This is a genomic window from Salinivibrio sp. PR5 (assembly GCF_001996085.1).
GTDB classification, from domain to species: Bacteria; Pseudomonadota; Gammaproteobacteria; order Enterobacterales; family Vibrionaceae; genus Salinivibrio; species Salinivibrio proteolyticus.
In genome coordinates, this window is sequence record NZ_MUFK01000013.1 from 12853 (window position 1) to 34658 (window position 21806).

Below are 21806 nucleotides of genomic sequence, written 5' to 3' on the forward strand. Positions count from 1 at the left end.
AAAGGTGCAAGTGATTGCACTTTGAGAACCTTGGTGCCGAGAGCGGGACTTGAACCCGCACGCCCATACAGGCACTACCCCCTCAAGATAGCGTGTCTACCAATTCCACCACCTCGGCAAATTTTTTACTGAGGGATCTCGCTGTTATCAACAGGGATTTCATTCTCAGTTTGTGTCGCTTGCTGTTCTACAGCAGGCTGACTTAAATCTTCAAAACCGCTTTGCGCTTTTGGCTTATGGGCTGTCATGTTACCTAGCACCAAGCTCAGGGCAAAAAATGCAATTGCAAAACCGGTTGTCATTCGGGTTAAAAAGTTTCCAGAGCCGCCAGAGCCAAATACTGTGTTTGATGCTCCAGCCCCGAACGAGGCTCCCATATCTGCGCCTTTACCTTGCTGAACCAGAACCAGGCCAATTACACCGATTGCGGCCAACAGATAAATCACAAGTAGAATTTCGTACATGGTTCCACCTATGCTCCAGGTTGTTGAGCCGGCAGTGTTACTTCTCAGCCAGCGCAGCCCCCTTCGTTGGGAGCGGGTGAATACTAGCGAAAGCCTGATGCCGAAACAAGAGAAAAATGCAAAAAACCCTGATTTCGGCACTGTTTGCGCATTCTATAACCACCCGCTGATGAATTATTAACAGTTTGCTTTGACTGCCTCTGCAATTTCAAGCGCATAAGCCTTTACGGTTTCCGCATCAGGCCCTTCAACCATGATACGGATAAGTGGCTCAGTACCTGATTTGCGCAGCAGTACGCGCCCTTTTTCACCCAGCTTTTCTTCCACGTTGGCTTTCGCGGCGAGCACGGCTTCGCTTTGTAGTGGGTCAACATCACCTTTAAAACGGACATTTTCCAGCACTTGCGGCAGAAGCGTCATACCGTCGGTCAGTGTTTTTAAATCCATGCCGGTCGCTGCAACACTGGCTAGCACTTGTAATGCAGCCACAATGCCGTCTCCGGTAGTCACTTTATCCAGCACAATCACATGGCCGGAATTCTCTGCCCCGATACGCCAACCTTTCTCTTGCAGCATTTCCATCACATAGCGATCACCGACTTTGGCGCGCGCAAAAGGAATACCCAATGATTTAAGCGCCAGTTCCATGCCCATGTTGGTCATCAGGGTACCAACGACACCACCTTTAAGTTCACCGCGACGCAGGCTCTCACGCGCAATGATATAGGCGATTTGATCACCATCGACCTTGTTACCAAGATGATCCACCATGATCACGCGATCGCCGTCCCCGTCAAACGCAACGCCAAGATCCGCTTTTTCTTCCAGAACACGCTGCTGCAACGCACGCACGTCTGTCGCACCAACTTTGTCGTTAATGTTGGTGCCGTTGGGGGCACAACCAATCGTCGTTACCTCTGCCCCCAGCTCTCGGAAGACTGAAGGAGCAATATGGTAGGTTGCACCATGCGCGCAATCGAGCACAATCTTGAGGCCGCTCAGGCTTAGTGCGCTGGGGAAGGTGCCTTTACAGAATTCGATGTAGCGCCCCGCGGCATCATTAATGCGGCTCGCTTTACCCAGCTCGGCGGACTCCACACAGCTCAACGGCTTTTCAAGCTCGGCTTCGATAGCCAGCTCAACCGCATCGGGTAGCTTGGTGCCTTCCGACGAGAAAAATTTAATTCCATTATCGTAGTGCGGATTATGAGAAGCCGAGATCACAATGCCCGCTTCAGCGCGGAAGGTTTGAGTCAGATACGCGATCGCAGGGGTTGGCATCGGACCGGTAAATGCGGCCTCAAGACCAGCGGCAGATAAACCTGACTCGAGGGCCGATTCGAGCATATAGCCTGAAATACGGGTGTCTTTACCAATCAGTACCTTACGAGTACCTTGTTGCGACAAGACACGCCCAGCAGCCCAACCAAGCTTGAGCATAAACTCAGGGGTAATCGGGAATTCACCTACCTTGCCACGTACCCCATCGGTACCGAAATATTTACGTTCTGCCATTGTTTTTATTCTCCTAGTGCGCCTGCACGCTTTGTCATGGCGACCACACGCAGCGCGTCCGCCGTTTCTTTCACATCATGAACGCGAATAATGTGCGCACCTTTCTGCGCTGCCAAGGTCGCGCATGCAATGCTACCACCTAAAATGTCGTGTGGTGTCTTATCGACTAGCTTATAGATCATTGATTTACGCGACATGCCCGCTAACACCGGCAAGCCAAAATCATGGAAGCTGTCTAACTCGGCAAGCAATTGATAATTGTGGGCCAAGCTTTTACCAAACCCATAGCCAGGGTCAAGGATAATCTGCTGTCTTGAAATGCCGGCAGCTTCACACGCTTGGATTCGCTCGGTTAAAAACGCTTTTACGTCACGGGTAACATTGTCATACGCTGGCGCAGCTTGCATGGTACGCGGCTGCCCTTGCATGTGCATAATACACACAGGGACTTGTCGTTCAGCCGCCACCTCGAGTGCGCCAGGCTCTTGCAAGGCGCGTACATCATTAATCAAGTCCGCCCCCGCCTCTATCGCGGCACGCATCACAGCCGCTTTGCTGGTATCAATAGAAATCCAACAGTCCGATTGGGCACGAATGGCTTTTATGACAGGTACAACCCGATCGATTTCTTCTTGTTCTGCCACGTCAGCAGCGCCGGGACGGGTCGATTCACCACCGATATCGAGAATCGTGGCGCCATCAGCAAGCATTTGCATGGCATGTTCAATCGCTTTGTTCGATTGCTGATATTGCCCCCCATCAGAGAAAGAATCTGGGGTGACATTGAGAATGCCCATTACAACAGGGCTATCCAGGGAGAGTTGTTTATTTTTGTGTGTTATTTCCATGAGATGTCCCAACAAGGATCAAAAAAACCCCGATAAAATCGGGGTTTTATATCGCGTGGGCTTAGGCTTCAGATTGGTTTTCTGAGTCTAGCGGTTTTTGCTTTTTATCATCAGACGCTTCAGAGGAAGCCTCTGGTTTTTTCGGTGTGTCATCCGAAGATGAGCCACCACTGCCACCTTCCCAACCAGCTGGCTCGCGAACATCGCGACGTGCCATCAGGTCATCAATTTGGGCAGCATCAATGGTCTCGTACTTCATCAGTGCATCTTTCATCGCGTGCATGATATCCATGTTTTCTTCTAGGATCTCTTTCGCACGGTGATAGTTACGGTCGATGATGTCACGGATCTCGCTATCAATCAGGCGCGCAGTGTCATCAGACACATGCTTGGTCTGCGTCACAGAGCGACCAAGGAAGACTTCACCTTCATCTTCAGCATAAAGCAGTGGGCCTAACTTCTCGGAGAAACCCCATTGCGTCACCATCTTACGGGCGATATCGGTCGCGCGCTCAATATCGTTTGATGCCCCGGTCGACACTTTGTCTTTGCCATAAATAAGCTCTTCGGCCAAGCGACCACCATAAAGGCTCGAAATCATCGACTCGAGGTGCTGACGAGACATGCTGACTCTGTCTTGCTCTGGCAAGTACATGGTGACACCTAGCGCACGGCCACGCGGGATAATCGACACTTTGTACACAGGATCGTGCTCCGGCACTAAACGACCGACAATCGCGTGTCCTGCTTCGTGGTACGCAGTCGACTCTTTGGTTTCTTCCGACATCACCATCGAGCGGCGCTCAGCACCCATCATGATTTTGTCCTTGGCAAGCTCAAACTCGACCATCGACACCACGCGCTTGTTACCACGCGCGGAGAACAACGCAGCTTCGTTCACCAAGTTGGCAAGGTCGGCCCCCGAGAACCCGGGTGTACCCCGCGCAATCAAAGACGCATCGACGTCGTTACCCAACGGCACTTTGCGCATGTGTACTTTCAGAATATGTTCACGACCACGGACGTCAGGCAGGCTGACCACCACTTGACGGTCAAAACGGCCAGGACGCAATAACGCGGGGTCCAGAACGTCTGGGCGGTTAGTCGCGGCAATCACAATCACGCCTTCGTTGCCCTCAAAACCATCCATTTCAACCAGCATTTGGTTCAAAGTTTGCTCACGTTCATCGTGTCCGCCCCCAAGGCCCGCACCACGTTGGCGGCCCACCGCATCAATCTCATCGATAAAGATGATACACGGCGACGCTTTCTTGGCTTGTTCGAACATGTCACGTACGCGTGAGGCACCCACACCCACGAACATTTCTACAAAGTCAGAGCCCGAGATGGTAAAGAAAGGCACTTTCGCTTCACCGGCAATCGCTTTTGCCAGCAAGGTTTTACCGGTACCCGGAGGACCAACCATGAGTACGCCGGTTGGGATCTTACCCCCTAACTTCTGGAAGCGGCTAGGGTCGCGCAAGTAATCCACCAGCTCTTTGACGTCTTCTTTAGCTTCATCACAGCCAGCCACGTCACTGAAGGTGGTTTTAACTTGCTCTTCACTCATCATTTTGGCTTTGGATTTACCAAATGACATGGCGCCTTTGCCGCCGCCACCTTGCATTTGGCGCATGAAGAAAATCCATACCCCAATCAGCAGCAACATGGGGAACCATGAGATGAAGATCGAGGCCAGCATGCTTGGCTCTTCAGGTGGCGTGCCTTTTACGCGCACGTTTTTGTTGAGCAAGTCGTCCAGCAACTTAGGATCGTTATACACAGGCATGAAAGTGACATAGCGTGAGCCGTCACGTCGGGTAATGGTCAGCTCACGATCATCAAACGTTACTTCCTGTATTTGATCGTTACCGATTTCACGTACGAAGGTGGTGTAGTCGACTTGACGACCGGCGCTGTCGCCTGGTCCAAAGCTTTGGAACACAGACATCAAGACAACGGCGATAACCAGCCACAAAATCAAGTTTTTTGCCATGTCACTCAAGGTGTTAGCCTCGCATAACTGAGATAGATAAATGTAAGGGTACTACAGTTTATAACCTGTAGCCACAATGTAGACCTCACGTGAGCGCGCACGTGACGAGTCAGGTTTCCGAATTTTGACCGCTTTAAACATTTTACGCACTTCGGCCAAATACTGATCAAAGCCTTCGCCTTGAAATACTTTTACAATAAAGGCGCCATCAGGCCCCAATACTTCACGACACATTTCGAGCGCAAGCTCGACGAGGTACATCGCACGAGGTTGGTCCGCCGCCTGATTACCACTCATGTTCGGTGCCATATCGGACATTACCACATCAACCATGTCCGGTTGGATACGATCTAACAGTGCATCAAGGACGGATTGTTCGCGAAAGTCCCCTTGTAAGAAACTGACACCGGGCAGCGAGTCCATCGGTAGAATGTCACACGCAATGACTTGGCCCTCGTCGCCGACTTGCGTCGCCGCGTATTGCGACCATCCGCCCGGCGCGGCCCCCAAATCAACCACTGTCATGCCCGGTTTTAGAATACGGTCTTTTTGCTGAATTTCTTCAAGTTTAAAGATAGCGCGTGAGCGATACCCTTTTTTTTGTGCTTCGTTGACGTATTTATCGTCAAAATGTTCTTTTAGCCAGCGTCCGGAGCTAGCAGAGTGCTTTTTTTTACTCATGGTTTTCCTAAAAGTGGCTCTCGCTTTGGGTCGCATTCAGCGGGAATTCAACGCGTTGTTCCTGCTTTCTCACCTTTCTGGCCATGTCGGCAATCGCGCTCAACCGCCAGCAACACGATGAGCACCATTTATACTGTTTCAGTTTGTGGTGAGATGGCGTTAGAATGGCATGTTTTCAACCCCTAGCAAATAGAAATCGAGCCAACATGAAACTCAGCACCAAACAAAAACAGTATCTCAAAGGACTGGCTCATCAGCTCAAGCCCGTTGTATTGATGGGCGCAAATGGCTTAACCGAAGCCGTGGTCGCTGAAATTGAGCTTGCTCTTGACCACCATGAGCTGATTAAGGTGAAAGTGGCCTCTGAAGACCGCGAGACCAAGAACCTGATTGTTGACGCCATTATTCGTGAAACTGGCGCAGAAAAAGTACAGGTTATTGGTAAAACCTTGGTGATCTATCGCCAAAGCGAAGAGCGTAAAATCGAGCTGCCGCGCAAATAACCGAATGGTTCGCGGTAACTTGCCGCATACCTTAACAAAAAGGCCGCATTGCGGCCTTTTTACTGTGTCAAAGTCAGAGAATGTTTACACTCTGTAACACTTTCTCTTAAAGATACTCGACTTTATCGATTTCGAATTCTTTTAACCCACCCGGTGTCGTGATGCTGACTTCGTCACCTTCATCTTTACCAATCAAACCACGGGCAATGGGGGAATTCACTGAGATCAAGTTCGCTTTGATATCCGCCTCATCGTCACCAACGATGCGATACGTCACTTCCTCATCCGTGTTCACGTCAATCAGTGTCACGGTCGCCCCAAAAATCACTTTGCCGTTTTGTGGCATCTTGGTGACATCAATCACTTGTGCCACCGAGAGTTTATATTCGATGTCACGGATTTGCGCTTCGCAGATGCCCTGCTCCTCACGAGCGGCATGGTACTCTGCGTTTTCTTTTAGATCGCCCAGTTCACGCGCCTCAGCAATAGCGTTGGAGATCTCAGGGCGACGCTTGATCAACTTATCCAGCTCTTCACGCAGCAGTTTCTCACCGCGTACGGTCATTGGCACTTTATCCATAAATGACATTACCTCTTTCAATCCGCAGCATAGGGATTTTGGCAAAACAAAGCCACGCCCAAACCAAAGATTCGGGCGCGGCGTAATTCAACTCTTTCATCAGATTGTAAACAAGAATCCGCGCAAAATCACCTTTGATCCAAGCAAAGCGTGAGGCCTATACGGCACCCAACGGTACAAAAGCACGTACAGCCGCAGCCGGCGTGCGTTTGACGCTTGTCTTCAATGCTATACAAGGTAGGATGAGCAAAGACAGAACTGACCGAGCCCGCATTCATGACAGGTTTTATTCGACAAACGATTGTACTGGTTGGCGTTTTATTGATCAGCGCCCTTTCGCCCGCCCTTTCGCAATCACTGCGCGTTGACCAGCTCACTCCAGTCCTCCCCCAAGGTAGCCAACTGGCATTGTGGGTGAGTGATGTCAAAACCAATCATCCTCAAGTTGCCTTGCAAGCGGATGCATTACTGCCGCCAGCCAGCACGCAAAAGCTGGTAACCGGTCTCGCCGCTCGCTTATATCTGCCAGAGACCTTTCGTTTTTCTACTCGGTTAGTCCAAGCAGGTGATGATATTGCACTGGTGTTTAGCGGTGATCCGCTGCTCACACGCAAAGACTTGCGCCAACTACTTCGCCAGCTGCCCGCACGAGGGCTAACCACGATTAATAACGTCTTTTTAGATGGTCATATCTTTAGCGGTAAATCACGCGCCGTTGGCTGGCCGTGGGATATTCTCGCTGTATGTTATAGCGCTCCCTCGACGTCCATTGCGCTCAATCACAATTGTGTGCAAGGCGCGATATACAGTACACCAGACGCCGAGCATACCCGTGTCCATGTTCCTAGCCATCAACCGATCACAGTGACGACTGAAGCTCGAGCGGTCAGTGAAGAGCAAAAAGACGCGGTACACTGTGACTTAGACCTTACCGCAACCCCCCGCAATCATTATCGTTTTTCTGGCTGTTTAGCGCATCGAGAGCGACCGCTGCCGCTCAATTTTGCCTTACAAAACCCGCCCGCTTATGTGAAAGCGATAATTGCAGATGAATTAGCCCGGCTCGGCGTCAAAGTAACAGGCAATATTGTACAGGCGCGCACTCCAAGCCAAGCCCGAGAGCTGGCGCGTCACGACTCCGTCAACTTGGAAGCCTTGCTGACCCGCATGATAAAAGACTCGGATAACTTAATTGCGGATAACCTGCTGAAAACAGTCGGCCAGCGGTATTTTCAGCAACCGGGATCGTACCGAAATGGCGTGGCGGCGGTGAAGGCGATCCTCGCCGAGAAAGGGCTGGATCTTACCCATGCCATCATGGTTGATGGCTCAGGGCTATCGCGGAATAATCGTTTCAGTGCACGGCAGCTTTCTGAAGTGGTGCACTATATTCTCACCCACCCAGAATTAGGCCTCAAAGCGATGCTGCCCATCGCAGGGATTGATGGCACCTTAAAATACCGCCAGAGTGTGCGTCGCGCGCCCATCAAAGGGCGGTTATTTGCGAAAAGCGGTTCACTTTATGGCAGTCATAATTTGGCAGGGTTTATTGAAACTGACGACAATCAGCAGCAAATTGTGGTACAGCTGGTTAGCCACTACCACCCTGATGACGAGGCCTTGCCAGATAACGTGCCAGCCCCCATCACTCAGTTCGAGCGAGAGCTTTATCAGGCGCTAATTCATCGCCGTCTGCTGCCTTAAACGCGCCTTTAGCAAAAAAAACGCCCACCGGATGGTGGGCGCTGTCTGTAAGAACACGTCGTCGTTTACTTATTCAATACGCGCGCATGAAGCGCTTGCACCGAATTGACTTTGCTCATGTCTGCCGCCGTCAATGCCATACAAGTGGCAAAGGCAGCATTGAGTGTGGTGGTATAGTTCACCTTGGCAGCGAGTGCGCCACGACGTAGCACTTTCGAGTCTTCAATCGCTTGGCGTCCTTCGGTGGTATTCACAATGTAGCTGTACTCACCGTTCTTGATCCGGTCAAGAATATGAGGACGTCCTTCGTGAACCTTGTTAACCAATCGAGGATTGATACCCGCTTCGCCCAAAATCACGGCGGTACCGTGAGTGGCATCCAGCTCAAACCCTAATTTCAGCAGCTTAGCGGCCAAGTCGACCACACGTTGCTTGTCATTGTTACGCACCGATAGCAGTGCGCGTCCCCCTTCGCTGTAGGCTTTCCCGCACGCTAAATCCGCTTTAGCGAACGCTTCAGCAAAGGTGTCGCCAACTCCCATCACTTCACCGGTTGAACGCATTTCAGGGCCCAACAATGGGTCAACTCCGGGGAACTTGTTGAAGGGTAACACCACTTCTTTGACTGAGTAGTAAGGCGGGATCACCTCTTGGGTAAAGCCTTGCTCAGTCAATGATTGGCCCGCCATCACACGCGCTGCAATTTTGGCGAGTGGCACACCGGTTGCTTTCGACACAAACGGCACCGTTCGTGCGGCACGCGGGTTCACTTCAATCAGGTAGATCTCATCGTCTTTAACCGCAAACTGCGTATTCATGAGACCACTGACCCCCAGCTCCAACGCTAACTTACGCACTTGCTCGCGCATCCGGTCTTGAATGTCATCGCTGAGGGTGTAAGCCGGCAGTGAGCAGGCCGAGTCACCGGAGTGCACACCCGCTTGCTCGATGTGTTCCATGATGCCACCAATCACCACGGTTTCACCATCACACACCGCATCAATATCCACTTCCGTGGCATCGTCGAGGAAATGGTCGAGCAATACTGGGGATTCGTGCGACACACTTACGGCTTCGTTAAAGTAACGACGCAGATCGGTCTCGTCGTAGACAATTTCCATCGCTCGTCCGCCTAGAACATAGGAAGGACGTACCACCAGTGGATAGCCAATGTCTTTAGCCTTTTCAACCGCTTGCTCTAACGCGGTCACCGTTGCATTCGCCGGCTGCTTGAGCCCTAGGCGCTGCACGGCATCTTGGAAACGCTCACGGTCTTCCGCGCGGTCAATCGCATCTGGGCTAGTACCAATAATCGGTACCCCAGCCGCTTCAAGGTCACGTGCCAATTTCAGCGGCGTTTGCCCCCCGTATTGCACAATCACGCCTTCCGGTTTCTCAACACGTACAATCGCCAGCACATCTTCAAGCGTCACAGGTTCAAAGTAGAGACGGTCGGACGTATCGTAGTCGGTCGAGACGGTTTCAGGGTTACAGTTAACCATGATGGTTTCATAACCATCTTCACGCAGCGCCAGTGACGCGTGCACGCAACAGTAATCGAATTCAATACCTTGACCGATGCGGTTCGGACCACCGCCCAATACCATGATCTTTTTCTTGTCGGTTGGCTGCGACTCACACTCCTCATCATAGCTGGAGTACATGTAGGCAGTATCTGACGCAAACTCCGCGGCGCAGGTATCTACGCGCTTGTACACAGGATGAATGTTGAATTTATCGCGCAACTTGCGGACTTCAATTTCAGACACACCCAATAATTTGGCAAGACGCGCATCGGCAAACCCTTTGCGTTTTAGCTGGCGCAATGCGGTTTCATTAAGCCCCGCAAAGCCATGCTCGCGGACTTGTTGTTCCTGTTTGACGATGTCTTCAATTTGCACCAAGAACCAGCGGTCGATGTTAGTCAGATTAAAGACGCCATCAACTGACATGCCGGCTCGGAACGCATCCGCAATGTACCAAATACGCTCTGCACCTGGCTCTTTGAGCTCATGACGAATGCGAGTCAGAGCATCGTCGTCGTCCAGATTCACCATCTCATCAAAACCTGACGCGCCCACTTCCAAACCACGCAAGGCTTTTTGCAGTGACTCTTGCTGGTTACGGCCGATAGCCATTACCTCGCCCACTGACTTCATTTGCGTGGTCAAACGGTCATTCGCACCGGCAAATTTTTCAAAGTTAAAGCGCGGAATTTTGGTCACGACATAGTCGATGGTGGGTTCAAAAGAAGCCGGAGTCGCACCGCCTGTGATGTCGTTCATCAACTCATCAAGGGTAAAGCCGACAGCAAGCTTAGCCGCCACCTTGGCAATCGGGAAACCGGTGGCTTTTGATGCGAGCGCGGAAGAGCGTGACACACGTGGGTTCATCTCGATGATGACCATGCGTCCAGTTTTAGGATCAATACCAAACTGTACGTTCGAGCCGCCCGTCTCAACACCAATTTCACGCAGCACCGCCAGTGATGCATTTCGCATCAATTGATATTCTTTGTCGGTCAGCGTTTGCGCAGGTGCCACCGTAATGGAGTCGCCGGTGTGGACGCCCATGGCATCGAAGTTTTCAATCGAACAAACAATGATGCAGTTATCATTTTTATCCCGCACCACTTCCATTTCATACTCTTTCCAACCAATCAACGACTCATCAATCAGAAGCTCATTGGTGGGGGACAGGTCGAGACCGCGTTCACAAATTTCCTCGAACTCTTCTTTGTTATAAGCGATCCCGCCTCCGGTTCCTCCCATCGTAAAAGAGGGACGGATGATGCAAGGGAAACCGACTTCATCTAAAACCTTGTAGGCTTCATCCATGCTATGGGCAATCCCTGCACGAGGACACTCAAGGCCAATGCTGCGCATGGCTTCATCGAAACGGTGTCTGTCTTCGGCTTTATCAATTGCATCTGCTGTGGCGCCGATCATCTCCACACCGAATTCGGCGAGTACGCCGTGGCGCTCGAGATCTAGCGCACAGTTGAGTGCGGTTTGTCCACCCATGGTCGGCAAAATTGCATCAGGACGTTCTTTGTCGATGATGTGTTTCACAACCTGCCATTGAATCGGCTCAATGTAGGTCGCGTCGGCCATTTCTGGGTCGGTCATGATGGTGGCAGGGTTCGAGTTCACCAGAATGACACGATACCCTTCTTCACGCAGCGCTTTACACGCTTGCGCCCCTGAATAGTCGAACTCGCAGGCTTGGCCAATAATGATTGGGCCTGCGCCCAGGATAAGAATGCTTTTGATGTCTGTGCGTTTTGGCATGCTCAACGACTCCAATTAGGCGCGGTGTTGTTTGATGAGGTCGATAAAGTGATCGAAAAGGGGCGCAGCATCATGTGGCCCAGGGCTTGCTTCAGGGTGCCCTTGGAAGCTAAAGGCTGGCTTCTCGGTATGATGGATCCCTTGCAAACTGCCATCGAACAAGGACACATGCGTCGCACGTAATGTGTCAGGCAAGCTGTCATTGTCTGCGGCAAAGCCGTGGTTTTGGCTGGTGATCATCACCACCCCACGCTCTAAATCTTTCACCGGATGGTTAGCACCATGGTGGCCAAACTTCATTTTGACCGTTTTCGCGCCGCTCGCCAGTGCCAAGATTTGGTGCCCCAAGCAAATACCAAATAACGGCACGCCTTCCGCTAAGAAGGTTTGGGTGGCCGCAATCGCATAATCACACGGCGCCGGATCGCCAGGACCATTAGATAAGAAGACACCATCGGGATTCATCGCCAGCACTTCGTCTGCCGGGGTGGTTGCCGGTACCACAGTCAAACGGCAGCCGCGGTCAACCAACATGCGCAAGATGTTGCGCTTGGCTCCAAAGTCGTAAGCGACAACATGGTAAGGCAATTCACTGTCCGGCAATGCATCTGGTAGGCCCTGATGCAGCTGCCATGACCCTTGCGTCCAGCTGTAACGCTCCTGCGTCGTCACTTCTTTGGCAAGATCCATCCCTTTCAAGCCTGGGAAATCTTTCGCCTTGGCCAGCGCCAGCGCTTCATCAACGCTCTCTCCGGCCACAATACAGCCATTCTGCGCCCCTTTTTCACGTAACAAACGAGTGAGTTTACGGGTATCAATGTCGGCGATGCCAACAATGTTGTGTTGTTTGAGGTAATCAGAGAGGGATTGTTGATTGCGGAAATTGCTAGCTAACAGGGGAAGATCGCGAATGACGAGGCCTTGGGCGTGGACTTGGGAGGATTCTTCGTCTTCGGTGTTGGTGCCGGTGTTGCCAATATGGGGATAGGTAAGTGTTACGATCTGACGGGAATAAGAGGGGTCGGTTAATATTTCTTGATACCCCGTCATCGAGGTATTGAAAACCACTTCTCCCACCGCGGTGCCATCAGCGCCGATCGGGGTACCGTGGAACACTGTCCCATCTTCTAGGACTAAGAGCGCAGACTTGCTCAAGACAACCTCCAGTTATATAGAAATGCACTTTTTACGACTAACGTTGCATTCACGTATTCCATCTAAGATCAAAACTCACGTCAAGCTGAATTTTGACAAATTGCGCGCATTCTAGAGATGCAAGGTTTGGCTGTCAATAATGCGTGCTACTTTTTATTGTATTTACTAAGCACTCAAGAAAAACAGGCCACCTAAGCAAGATAAAGCACAATCTTGTCTTTATTTTTAAACCAAAGAGCTAGATAAATTGGCAGAGAAATAACTTTTTTACCCAAAACGAGAGAGAAACATAAAACTGGCGTGCGCAAACGTTTACTGCGCAACAAAGATCATAACTGGAAGAGTTATCGCGTCGAAATGCTGTCAACAAGGGGAAAACAAAGCAAAAATTACGACAATATGAAGTGCGTTGCATGAGAAAAAGAAAGGGGGATAAAAAAACATCGCGCCGAAGCGCGATGCATAATTATTTAAGATTAAGTACATCCTGCATGGTATAGAAACCTTGCTGGTGTTGATTGAGCCATACCGCGGCACGGACCGCTCCCTTGGCAAAGGTGGAACGACTTGACGCTTTGTGCGTGATTTCAACACGCTCGCCAATATCCGCAAACATGGCGGTATGCTCACCCACGATATCGCCAGCACGAATGGTGGCAAAGCCAATCTCATTTTTGCTACGCTCGCCGGTGATCCCTTCTCGGGCATACACAGCGACATCACTCAGCTGGTTTCCCATTGCCCCGGCAATCGCTTCTCCCATTCCCAGTGCTGTGCCCGATGGCGCATCCACTTTATGGCGATGATGGGCCTCAACAATCTCAATGTCGCATTCCTCACCCATCACTTTGGCGGCTTGTTCAAGCAGTTTAAATACAAGGTTGACGCCGACACTGTAATTGGGGGCCATCACCACTGCCGTCGCTTCTGAGGCATCTTGGATGGTTTGCTTTTGCGCGTCATCAAACCCAGTTGTTCCAATCACCAACTGCTTGCCTTTTTGTTGGCACAACGCCAAGTTCGCGAGTGTGGCCGCTGGTGCGGTAAAATCAATGATCACATCGAAGTCATCCGCCACCTTGGCCAGATCGTCCACCACTTGTACGCCGAGACGGCCCACACCGGCCAGTTCCCCTGCATCCGTCCCAATCAAGCTTGATTCAGGCCGCTCACTCGCCGCCCCCAATGTTGCGCCTGCGTATTGCGTAACCGCTTGAATAAGATTGCGTCCCATACGGCCGGCTGCACCAGCAATGGCAATACGTACCATGGTTCTCCCCTTTTTTACTTCACCAGCAGCGCTGGCCACCTATCCATTAACCCATCACTGTAGCGCGTTCGTTTCAGCTTGTATATTGCTGAGAGTGGCTCAGAAGAGAGCTAACAAAAAGGGAAGCCTTCGCTTCCCTTTAATTTTGTCGATGGGTGACTAGGTCACCTCACGAATTTGTAACTCTTTCGGCACTTCGAAGAACATGTTTTCTTCACGGCCACTCAGGTTTTCTACCTCGGTGGCGCCCAACGCCTTCACGCGGGCGATGATCAAATCAACCAATTCTTCTGGTGCCGAGGCGCCAGCGGTGATCCCAACCGTGTGCTTACCCTCGAACCACGCTGGATCAATGTCTTCCGCACAGTCGGTCAAATACGCCGGGGTTCCCAGTTTTTCCGATAACTCGCGGAGACGGTTTGAGTTCGAGCTATTCTTCGAGCCCACCACCACCATCACATCACAGCTTTGGGCAAGATCACGCACTGCATCTTGACGGTTTTGGGTCGCGTAGCAGATATCATCTTTGCGTGGGCCTTGAATGTTGGGGAAAACCTGACGCAAGGTATCAATCACATCAGCGGTTTCGTCCACTGACAGCGTGGTTTGACTCACATAATGCAAGTTATCTGGGTCGTTGACTTGAAGCGTGTGCACATCCGCTGGCGTTTCAACCAAGTACATACCGCCAGTTTCACTGGCATATTGACCCATAGTGCCTTCTACCTCGGGGTGTCCAGCATGGCCAATCAGCACTACTTCCATATTTTTACGACTGGCACGTGCCACTTCCATATGTACTTTGGTCACCAAGGGGCAGGTTGCATCAAATACTGTTAGTTGACGGGATTTGGCTTCATTGCGCACCGCTTGCGAGACACCGTGGGCCGAGAAGATCACAATGCTGTCATCAGGCACTTCGCTTAATTGTTCCACAAACACCGCGCCGCGTTGCTTTAGGCCTTCCACCACAAATCGGTTATGCACCACTTCATGGCGCACATAAATGGGAGGCTGATAAATTTCCAGAGCACGTTCAACGATGCTGATCGCGCGATCGACACCAGCACAAAAGCCTCGGGGATTCGCAAGTAGGATCTTCATGACTTTGCCTTATTGCACACTGATTATTTCTACGTCAAAAATCACGGTTTTCCCTGCCAACGGATGATTGAAATCGACCGTCACAGATTCGCCGCTGACCTCGGTCACGATACCGGGAATTTCTTGTCCTTGAGGACCGCTAAACGCAATGATGGCGCCCACTTCAGCAGGCGTATCTCCCCCAAACTGACGGCGGTCCATATAGTGGATATTATCCGGGTTTGGCTGGCCGAATGCATCTTCAGGTGCCAGCGTAAAGCTGCTTTGCTCCCCTTCATGCAGCCCTAACAGACAACGCTCAAAGTTCTCGGTCAAGCTGCCGTCTCCCATCACTAACTTAGCGGGTTTTCCGGCATTGTGGGTGCTGTCGGCGACCGAGCCATCTTCAAGCTTAATGGTAAAGTGCATCAATACTTCGCTGGATGCGCTAATCGCTTTCATGATCTGTCCTTATCGAAAGTCGTGTTGGGCTAATTACTACGAGCGACCCCTAGGTCGCCGATGACTGCTCATGACGAAAACTGTCTAGCACCACTAAAACGGCGCCGACACAAATGGCTGAGTCAGCGAGATTAAATGCCGGCCAATGTGAATTGCCAATGAAAAAGTCGAGAAAATCGATCACATAGCCATGAACGAGGCGATCAAATAAGTTGCCCAATGCGCCGCCGATGATCATGGCATAGGCGATATTGAGCATGCGCTTGCTCGCCGGTGTCACTCGCATCCAGTATGTGAGCAAGCCGCTCACGCCCAACGCGATAACGCTAAAAAGCCAACGCTGCCAACCGCCGGCATCGCTTAAAAAGCTAAATGCCGCACCATGATTATGGACGTAAGTAAGATTAAAAAACGGCAGCAATTCAATGCGGTTTGCGGGACCATAGCCCATGGTGTTCATCACCAGCCACTTACTGCCAATGTCTAAAACGAAAACCAGAGGCGCCAGCCAAAGCCAGCGCCATCCTGATTGCGAGAGTGAGTGAGAGGTCATCACGCAAATTGGCGAGTTTCGCCTTCTCCTGCAATGTTAGTCACACAGCGGCCACAAATTTCTTCGTGTCCTTCGATTGTGCCTACATCAGCAACATGGTGCCAACAGCGGTCACATTTTTTCGCTTCAGACGCCACAACGTCAACAGATAGCCCTTCGACATCCGTTTGCGTCGCAGAAGATGGCGCCTCACCAGCGATCACTGTCGCTTTCGAGGTCAGCAGCACAAAGCGCAATTCATCGCCCATCATTTGCAGCTTTTGCGCAAACTCCGCTGGCGCGTACAATGTGACTTCGGCTTCGAGTGAACCACCAATGACCTTGTCATTACGGGCCTGTTCGAGGGTTTTATTCACCGCGGCACGCACATCCAGCAGTTTTGCCCAGAATGCATTGTTGAGCACCGCATCGTCTTCTAAGCCAAACAAGCCGTCATACCAGACATCGGTGAACACAAACTTGCCGCGTTCGCCAGGCATTTCATTCCAGATCTCATCTGCCGTGAACGACATAATCGGTGCCATCCAACGTACCAGCGCTTCGACAATGTGGAACAGCGCGGTTTGGCAACTACGGTGCGCGTGGCTCCCCGCTTTCGCGGTGTACTGACGATCTTTGATGATATCCAGATAGAAAGAGCCCATCTCAATCGAGCAGAATTGCATCAAGCGTTGGGTGACTTGGTGGAAGTTGCAAGCTTCAAACGCTTCGGTGATCTCTTGTTGTGCTGCTAATGCACGCCCTACCGCCCAGCGGTCAACCGCCACCAGCTCATCGGCTGCGACACTGTCTTGCTTAGGATCAAAACCATGCAGGTTTGCCAGCAGGAAGCGTGCAGTATTACGAATACGGCGATACGCATCAGCGCTACGTTTTAGGATCTCATCCGATACCGTGATCTCACCGGTGTAGTCGGTTGAGGCCACCCACAGACGCAGGATGTCGGCGCCCAGTTTGTTCATCACATCTTGCGGCGAGACAGTATTCCCCAGTGATTTCGACATCTTGCGGCCTTTGCCGTCAACCGTGAAACCATGGGTCAGTACTTTGCGATACGGTGCTTTGCCTTTGATCGCCACCGAGGTCATCAACGAAGACTGGAACCAACCACGATGCTGATCTGACCCTTCGAGGTACATATCTGCTTCTTGGCCGTTAAACTCGTCGCGCTGGTTGACCACCGCGTAGTGCGTCGCACCGGAGTCAAACCAAACATCCAGCGTATCGAGGACTTTCTCATACTGTTCAGCGTCATCACCCAACAGTTCATTCAGATCCAGATCCCACCAGGCTTGAATTCCCGCTTTCTCAACCCGTGCGGCAACTTGTTCAATCAAGTTCAGCGTGTCTGGGTGAAGCTCTGCGGTTTCTTTGTGAACAAATAGCGCAATCGGCACGCCCCAGGTACGTTGACGTGAAATACACCAATCAGGGCGACCATCTACCATCGACTCGATACGGTTTTGGCCCCACTCAGGGATCCAATCAACGTTCTTGATCTCTTGCAACGCTTTATCACGCAGGCCGGCTTTCTCCATCGAGATAAACCACTGCGGTGTGGCGCGGAAAATGATTGGCGTTTTGTGACGCCAGCAGTGTGGGTAGCTGTGCTCATAAGCATGGTGATGCAGCAGTGCATCGTGCGCTTTCAGCGCTTCAATCACACTGTCATTGGCTTTAAAGACATGTTGGCCTGCAAATAGTGGAGTATCCGGTAAATAGACTCCGTTGCTACCCACTGGGTTTGCCACTTCAAGATCGTATTTTTGACCAACCACAAAGTCTTCTTGGCCGTGGCCAGGTGCGGTGTGTACCACACCCGTACCCGACTCTGTCGTGACGTGATCACCCAAGATCACGGGCACATCAAAATCGTAAAATGGGTGGTTTACGCGTTTAAGTTCAAGCGCGTCACCTTTACAGAAGCCGAGGTTGTGATAATGCTCAATACCCGCGCGATCCATCACCTCTTTGACCAGTTCGGCCGCGACGATAAGGCGCTTAGGTTGCTCGCCTTCAACTTGTACTAACACATATTCAAGGTCAGCGGCCACCGCTACCGCACGGTTAGCAGGCAAGGTCCAAGGCGTCGTGGTCCAGATCACCACACCCACTTCGCCTTCACCTTGATGATCACCGGCGAGGTTAAAGGCACTGATCAGTGCTTGTTCGTCAACCGCACGAAAGATCACATCAATCGATGGCGAGGTTTTATCTTGATATTCCACCTCAGCTTCTGCCAAGGCCGAGCCACAGTCCGTACACCAGTGCACCGGCTTAAAGCCTTTGTGCAAGTGTCCATTGGCGGCAATTTTACCCAACGCGCGGATGATGCTGGCTTCGGTATTGAAGTCCATGGTCAGGTAAGGTTTGTCCCACTCACCTAAAACACCAAGACGTTTAAAGTCCGCCTTCTGACCTTCCACTTGTTTGCCTGCGTATTCACGGCACTTTTCACGGAACTCAGCGGTTGAGACTTTTTGACCGGGTTTACCGACTTTTTTCTCTACCATCAGCTCAATCGGCAAGCCGTGGCAATCCCAGCCAGGTACATACGGTGCGTCGTAGTCCGCTAGCGTTTTTGATTTAATAATAATGTCTTTGAGAATTTTATTAACTGAGTGACCAATATGAATGTTGCCGTTCGCGTACGGAGGACCGTCGTGCAAAATAAATGTTTTTTTGCCTTTCTTCGCWTGACGGATAGCACCGTACAGATCTTCATCGTACCAACGCTTGAGCATATCAGGCTCGCGCTTAGCAAGATTACCTCGCATCGGAAACGCAGTTTCCGGCAGGTTTAAGGTATCTTTATAGTCACTCATTGATTATTGATTCCGTATGGAGGTTACACTCTAGACATTATTCACATCAGCCAGCCACGCACGCGCAGCTGATGCATCTCGTTGAATTTGCATTTTTAGTGCGTCAATAGACGCGAATTTGGTTTCATCGCGAAGTTTATGCAAAAGATAAACTTCCAGCTGTTTGCCATATAAGTCGATTGATTGATCAAATAGATGGACTTCGAGCTGCTGGCGTACACCGTCGACCGTCGGCCTTACACCAACGTTGGCCACGCCGGGTAACCGCTGTCCGGTCACGGCGCCTTCCACTTGTACGGCATACACACCTGAAACCGGGGAAACGCGGCGTTTTAGCAATACATTGGCGGTCGGGAAGCCAATCGTGCGTCCTAACTTACGCCCATGCGCGACACGCCCACAGATGCTGTAAGGTCGCCCCAACATGTCACCCGCCTCGGCAAGATGACCTGCGGCTAACGCATCGCGAATGGCTGTGCTGCTCACTCGGCGGTCACTGACGCAAAAACTTTCGGTACTGACCACATCAAAGTGATGTTCCTGGCCTGCTCGTGCGAGGCGCGCAAAATCACCGCTTCGCTTCAAACCAAAGCGAAAGTCATCGCCGACTACCAGAAACTTAACACCCAATTGTTCGACCAACAAGCGGTCAACAAAGTGATCAGCACTCATGGCCGCAAATGCAGGGGTGAAATTTACACACAGCAGGCGGTCAACGCCCAGCTTCGCTAACTGGGTATATTTATCTCGCAATCTCGACAGGCGCGCCGGCGCTTTTTCACCTTTAAACAGCTCTAACGGCTGCGGTTCAAACAGCATCACAGTCGCAGGTAGGTTCAGCGCTCGGGCCTTTTCCACCACTTGGCGCAACACCGCCTGATGTCCCAAATGGACACCATCAAAGTTACCGATGGTCAGGACACAACCTCGGTGGCGCGCTCGTATGTTATGGATACCTCGGATTAATTCCATCGCCTGCTGACTATTTGAACTATTGAAACTGGCGGATTATATACTAGTCAGGGCCGGCAATCAGCCCTGGATTCACATCCGACCCTTGAATTACCCGCGATGACGAATATCACCCAGTCGCACACCGCATAACAGTGCGGTGCATAAATACACCACACTGCCACCGAGAATAAGTCCAACCAATACCATGCTGCGCATCGACAGTGACATCTCGACCCAGCCATTTAATGTCGGCATCAGTGTCATTAACACCGCCACCATTGCTGCTACCGCAACCACTAAACGGCCGATATATAAAGCCGTCGCTCGAGACAAACGGTAAACACCAGCACGGTGTAGGCCTTGATAAAGCAAGCCCGCGTTGATCAGTGCCGATAACGCCGTGGCAATCGCAAGGCCAACATAACTGAACAAATAGGCAAAGATAGCGTTAAACACCATATTGCTTATCATGGCAATCACACCAAATTTCACCGGTGTTTTGGTGTCTTGTCGTGCGTAGTAACCGGGTGCGAGGACTTTGATCAGCATAAAGTTGACCAATCCACAGGCATAGGCCACCAGCGATAAACTGGCCGCCTGCACATCGTCGACACCGAACTCGCCTCGCATAAAGAGTACCATCAGCATCGGCTTTGCTAACAAAATCAACCCCACCATGGCAGGAATGCCCAGCAGCAACACCATGCGCACCCCCCAATCCATGGTCGCAGCAAATTGGGTGGGCGATTTATCGACATGGCGCTGAGAAAGCGCCGGCAGGATCACAGTCGCAATGGCAATGCCAAATAAGCCCAACGGAAACTCGAGTAAACGATCGGAGTAATAAAGCCAACTGATGGAGCCTGTCATCAAAAAGCTGGCAATGAAGGTATCAAACAATAGGTTAATCTGGCTCACCGAGACCCCAAAAAGAGCCGGGATCATCAGTTTGCGGATCTTTACCACCCCAGGATGGTGCCAACCCCACTTGGGTTTTACCAGCATGCCCTCTTGCGATAAGAAAGGAAGCTGAAACAGCAACTGAACCAATCCACCGATAAAGACCCCGACCGCCAAACCGATTTCAGGTTGTGCAAGATAGGGCGACAGCCAAATCGCCGCGGCAATAATCGCAACATTGAGGAATACAGGGGTAAAGCTCGAAACGGCAAACTTATTAAGCGTATTCAGGATGGCGCCCGATAGCGCCACGAAAGTAATAAACCACAAGTACGGGAAGGTGATTTTCAGCATCAAGCTCGCTAACTCGAACTTGGCCCCGTCAGGGCGACCATCCAACCAGTCGACAAACCAACCAGTCCCAAATAACGCCGCCAACACAGGCGAGCCAATGACACCGAGCAGGGTGACAATCGTCACTAACCCACCCAAGGTACCGACAACATTGGCAACCAGCTCGCGAGATTGCGTCCGATGATTATCGTCTTTATCCAGCGCCTGATATTCAGTCAATACGGGGACAAAGGCCTGTGAAAACGCGCCTTCTGCGAATAAACGACGCAAAAAGTTAGGGATTTTATTGGCGAAGAAAAACACATCGGCGGCAGCCCCTGCCCCCATCAAGTTGGCAATCACCACATCCCGCACCAGCCCCAACACGCGGGACACCAGTGTCATGGTGCTAACGATTAGCCCAGAGCGTAATAGTCGCTTACTCACGGTTACCTCTTGAAAACACGTGCCTCTATTGTGTGCCACCCCATGCGTGTTGATGCTCGCTCACTCATGCAGGCCAAGCGATAATGACACGCGAAACGGAAATAAAGGTGACGTAGAGCCTGAAATGCTGATAGAATCAGCCGCCATATTAACCGTGATAACCCCGCAGCGCCAACACTACCTTGGGGCGGCGGATATTTGCACAAATGAATTGACAATAGAGGCAAAAAGAGGCATAGTCCT

The 21806-nt window shown here is 51.3% G+C and carries 18 protein-coding genes and 1 tRNA gene; 3 read left to right on the forward strand and 16 right to left on the reverse strand.

From position 1 onward, the window contains the following. Positions 1-31 precede the first annotated feature (31 nt). A tRNA-Leu gene (locus tag BZG82_RS06945) sits at positions 32-118 on the reverse strand. A 7-nt stretch (positions 119-125) separates the two neighbouring features. Then, positions 126-464: a preprotein translocase subunit SecG gene (gene secG / locus BZG82_RS06950; RefSeq protein ID WP_069589908.1), complete on the reverse strand. Its 339-nt coding sequence runs from the start codon at positions 462-464 to the stop codon at positions 126-128. 10 nt (positions 465-474) lie between these two features. Between secG and BZG82_RS16380 the strand changes: the two genes are divergently transcribed. Beyond that, entirely contained in the window at positions 475-645 is a 171-nt protein-coding gene (locus tag BZG82_RS16380) for a hypothetical protein (protein ID WP_158074958.1), read from the forward strand. Here the strand turns inward: BZG82_RS16380 and glmM are convergent. The 4 genes from glmM to rlmE form a co-directional block, all read right to left on the reverse strand. Further along, positions 642-1979 (reverse strand): phosphoglucosamine mutase, encoded by a 1338-nt coding sequence (glmM, locus tag BZG82_RS06955; RefSeq protein ID WP_077765471.1) that lies wholly within the window; start codon positions 1977-1979, stop codon positions 642-644. The genes BZG82_RS16380 and glmM overlap by 4 nt on opposite strands. Before the next feature lie 5 nt (positions 1980-1984). Next, entirely contained in the window at positions 1985-2827 is an 843-nt protein-coding gene (folP, locus tag BZG82_RS06960; protein ID WP_077765472.1) for a dihydropteroate synthase, read from the reverse strand. Between the two features lie 61 nt (positions 2828-2888). Beyond that, complete coding sequence (gene ftsH, locus BZG82_RS06965; RefSeq protein WP_077480637.1) at positions 2889-4823, reverse strand: ATP-dependent zinc metalloprotease FtsH; 1935 nt, start codon at positions 4821-4823, stop codon at positions 2889-2891. Between the two features lie 51 nt (positions 4824-4874). Then, positions 4875-5504 carry a 23S rRNA (uridine(2552)-2'-O)-methyltransferase RlmE gene (gene rlmE / locus BZG82_RS06970; protein ID WP_069589901.1) on the reverse strand — a complete coding sequence of 210 codons (630 nt, stop codon included), beginning with the start codon at positions 5502-5504 and terminating at the stop codon, positions 4875-4877. Between the two features lie 206 nt (positions 5505-5710). On the opposite strand from rlmE, the gene yhbY reads away from it, so the two are divergent. After that, positions 5711-6007 (forward strand): ribosome assembly RNA-binding protein YhbY, encoded by a 297-nt coding sequence (gene yhbY / locus BZG82_RS06975; protein WP_069589899.1) that lies wholly within the window; start codon positions 5711-5713, stop codon positions 6005-6007. Positions 6008-6113: 106 nt separating this feature from the next. Here yhbY and greA read toward each other — a convergent pair whose 3' ends face one another. Then, a complete protein-coding gene (greA, locus tag BZG82_RS06980; protein ID WP_069589897.1) occupies positions 6114-6587 on the reverse strand; it encodes a transcription elongation factor GreA in 474 nt (157 codons plus the stop codon). A 276-nt stretch (positions 6588-6863) separates the two neighbouring features. Between greA and dacB the strand changes: the two genes are divergently transcribed. Further along, positions 6864-8291, forward strand: coding sequence for a D-alanyl-D-alanine carboxypeptidase/D-alanyl-D-alanine endopeptidase (gene dacB, locus BZG82_RS06985; protein ID WP_198928538.1), 1428 nt, complete (start codon positions 6864-6866; stop codon positions 8289-8291). 65 nt (positions 8292-8356) lie between these two features. On the opposite strand, the gene carB is transcribed toward dacB, so the two are convergent. From carB to murJ, 9 genes are all read right to left on the reverse strand, one after another. Next, positions 8357-11581, reverse strand: coding sequence for a carbamoyl-phosphate synthase large subunit (gene carB / locus BZG82_RS06990; protein ID WP_077765473.1), 3225 nt, complete (start codon positions 11579-11581; stop codon positions 8357-8359). A 15-nt stretch (positions 11582-11596) separates the two neighbouring features. Beyond that, entirely contained in the window at positions 11597-12736 is a 1140-nt protein-coding gene (gene carA, locus BZG82_RS06995) for a glutamine-hydrolyzing carbamoyl-phosphate synthase small subunit (protein WP_077675103.1), read from the reverse strand. A gap of 466 nt (positions 12737-13202) precedes the next feature. Continuing rightward, the gene (gene dapB, locus BZG82_RS07000) at positions 13203-14006 is read right to left on the reverse strand and encodes a 4-hydroxy-tetrahydrodipicolinate reductase (protein ID WP_077480561.1); all 804 of its coding nucleotides are present in this window, start codon (positions 14004-14006) and stop codon (positions 13203-13205) included. A 159-nt stretch (positions 14007-14165) separates the two neighbouring features. Beyond that, positions 14166-15110, reverse strand: a complete 945-nt coding sequence (gene ispH / locus BZG82_RS07005; protein WP_069586573.1) for a 4-hydroxy-3-methylbut-2-enyl diphosphate reductase — start codon at positions 15108-15110, stop codon at positions 14166-14168. Between the two features lie 9 nt (positions 15111-15119). Next, a complete protein-coding gene (gene fkpB / locus BZG82_RS07010; protein ID WP_069586572.1) occupies positions 15120-15551 on the reverse strand; it encodes an FKBP-type peptidyl-prolyl cis-trans isomerase in 432 nt (143 codons plus the stop codon). Positions 15552-15600: 49 nt separating this feature from the next. Further along, complete coding sequence (gene lspA, locus BZG82_RS07015; RefSeq protein WP_069586571.1) at positions 15601-16104, reverse strand: signal peptidase II; 504 nt, start codon at positions 16102-16104, stop codon at positions 15601-15603. Beyond that, positions 16104-18929, reverse strand: coding sequence for an isoleucine--tRNA ligase (ileS, locus tag BZG82_RS07020; protein ID WP_077765474.1), 2826 nt, complete (start codon positions 18927-18929; stop codon positions 16104-16106). The genes lspA and ileS overlap by 1 nt, the downstream gene beginning before the upstream one ends. 30 nt (positions 18930-18959) lie before the next feature. After that, positions 18960-19901: a bifunctional riboflavin kinase/FAD synthetase gene (gene ribF / locus BZG82_RS07025; RefSeq protein ID WP_069586569.1), complete on the reverse strand. Its 942-nt coding sequence runs from the start codon at positions 19899-19901 to the stop codon at positions 18960-18962. 90 nt (positions 19902-19991) lie between these two features. Next, positions 19992-21563 carry a murein biosynthesis integral membrane protein MurJ gene (murJ, locus tag BZG82_RS07030; RefSeq protein ID WP_077663252.1) on the reverse strand — a complete coding sequence of 524 codons (1572 nt, stop codon included), beginning with the start codon at positions 21561-21563 and terminating at the stop codon, positions 19992-19994. Positions 21564-21806: the final 243 nt, after the last annotated feature.

Excerpts from the sequence above, each read along its gene's own strand:
- secG (WP_069589908.1), bottom strand. The coding sequence starts at position 464 with ATGTACGAAATTCTACTTGTGATTTATCTGTTGGCCGCAATCGGTGTA.
- BZG82_RS16380 (WP_158074958.1), top strand. The coding sequence starts at position 475 with ATGCTCCAGGTTGTTGAGCCGGCAGTGTTACTTCTCAGCCAGCGCAGC.
- glmM (WP_077765471.1), bottom strand. The coding sequence starts at position 1,979 with ATGGCAGAACGTAAATATTTCGGTACCGATGGGGTACGTGGCAAGGTA.
- folP (WP_077765472.1), bottom strand. The coding sequence starts at position 2,827 with ATGGAAATAACACACAAAAATAAACAACTCTCCCTGGATAGCCCTGTT.
- ftsH (WP_077480637.1), bottom strand. The coding sequence starts at position 4,823 with ATGGCAAAAAACTTGATTTTGTGGCTGGTTATCGCCGTTGTCTTGATG.
- rlmE (WP_069589901.1), bottom strand. The coding sequence starts at position 5,504 with ATGAGTAAAAAAAAGCACTCTGCTAGCTCCGGACGCTGGCTAAAAGAA.
- yhbY (WP_069589899.1), top strand. The coding sequence starts at position 5,711 with ATGAAACTCAGCACCAAACAAAAACAGTATCTCAAAGGACTGGCTCAT.
- greA (WP_069589897.1), bottom strand. The coding sequence starts at position 6,587 with ATGGATAAAGTGCCAATGACCGTACGCGGTGAGAAACTGCTGCGTGAA.
- dacB (WP_198928538.1), top strand. The coding sequence starts at position 6,864 with ATGACAGGTTTTATTCGACAAACGATTGTACTGGTTGGCGTTTTATTG.
- carB (WP_077765473.1), bottom strand. The coding sequence starts at position 11,581 with ATGCCAAAACGCACAGACATCAAAAGCATTCTTATCCTGGGCGCAGGC.
- dapB (WP_077480561.1), bottom strand. The coding sequence starts at position 14,006 with ATGGTACGTATTGCCATTGCTGGTGCAGCCGGCCGTATGGGACGCAAT.
- ispH (WP_069586573.1), bottom strand. The coding sequence starts at position 15,110 with ATGAAGATCCTACTTGCGAATCCCCGAGGCTTTTGTGCTGGTGTCGAT.
- fkpB (WP_069586572.1), bottom strand. The coding sequence starts at position 15,551 with ATGAAAGCGATTAGCGCATCCAGCGAAGTATTGATGCACTTTACCATT.
- lspA (WP_069586571.1), bottom strand. The coding sequence starts at position 16,104 with ATGACCTCTCACTCACTCTCGCAATCAGGATGGCGCTGGCTTTGGCTG.
- ribF (WP_069586569.1), bottom strand. The coding sequence starts at position 19,901 with ATGGAATTAATCCGAGGTATCCATAACATACGAGCGCGCCACCGAGGT.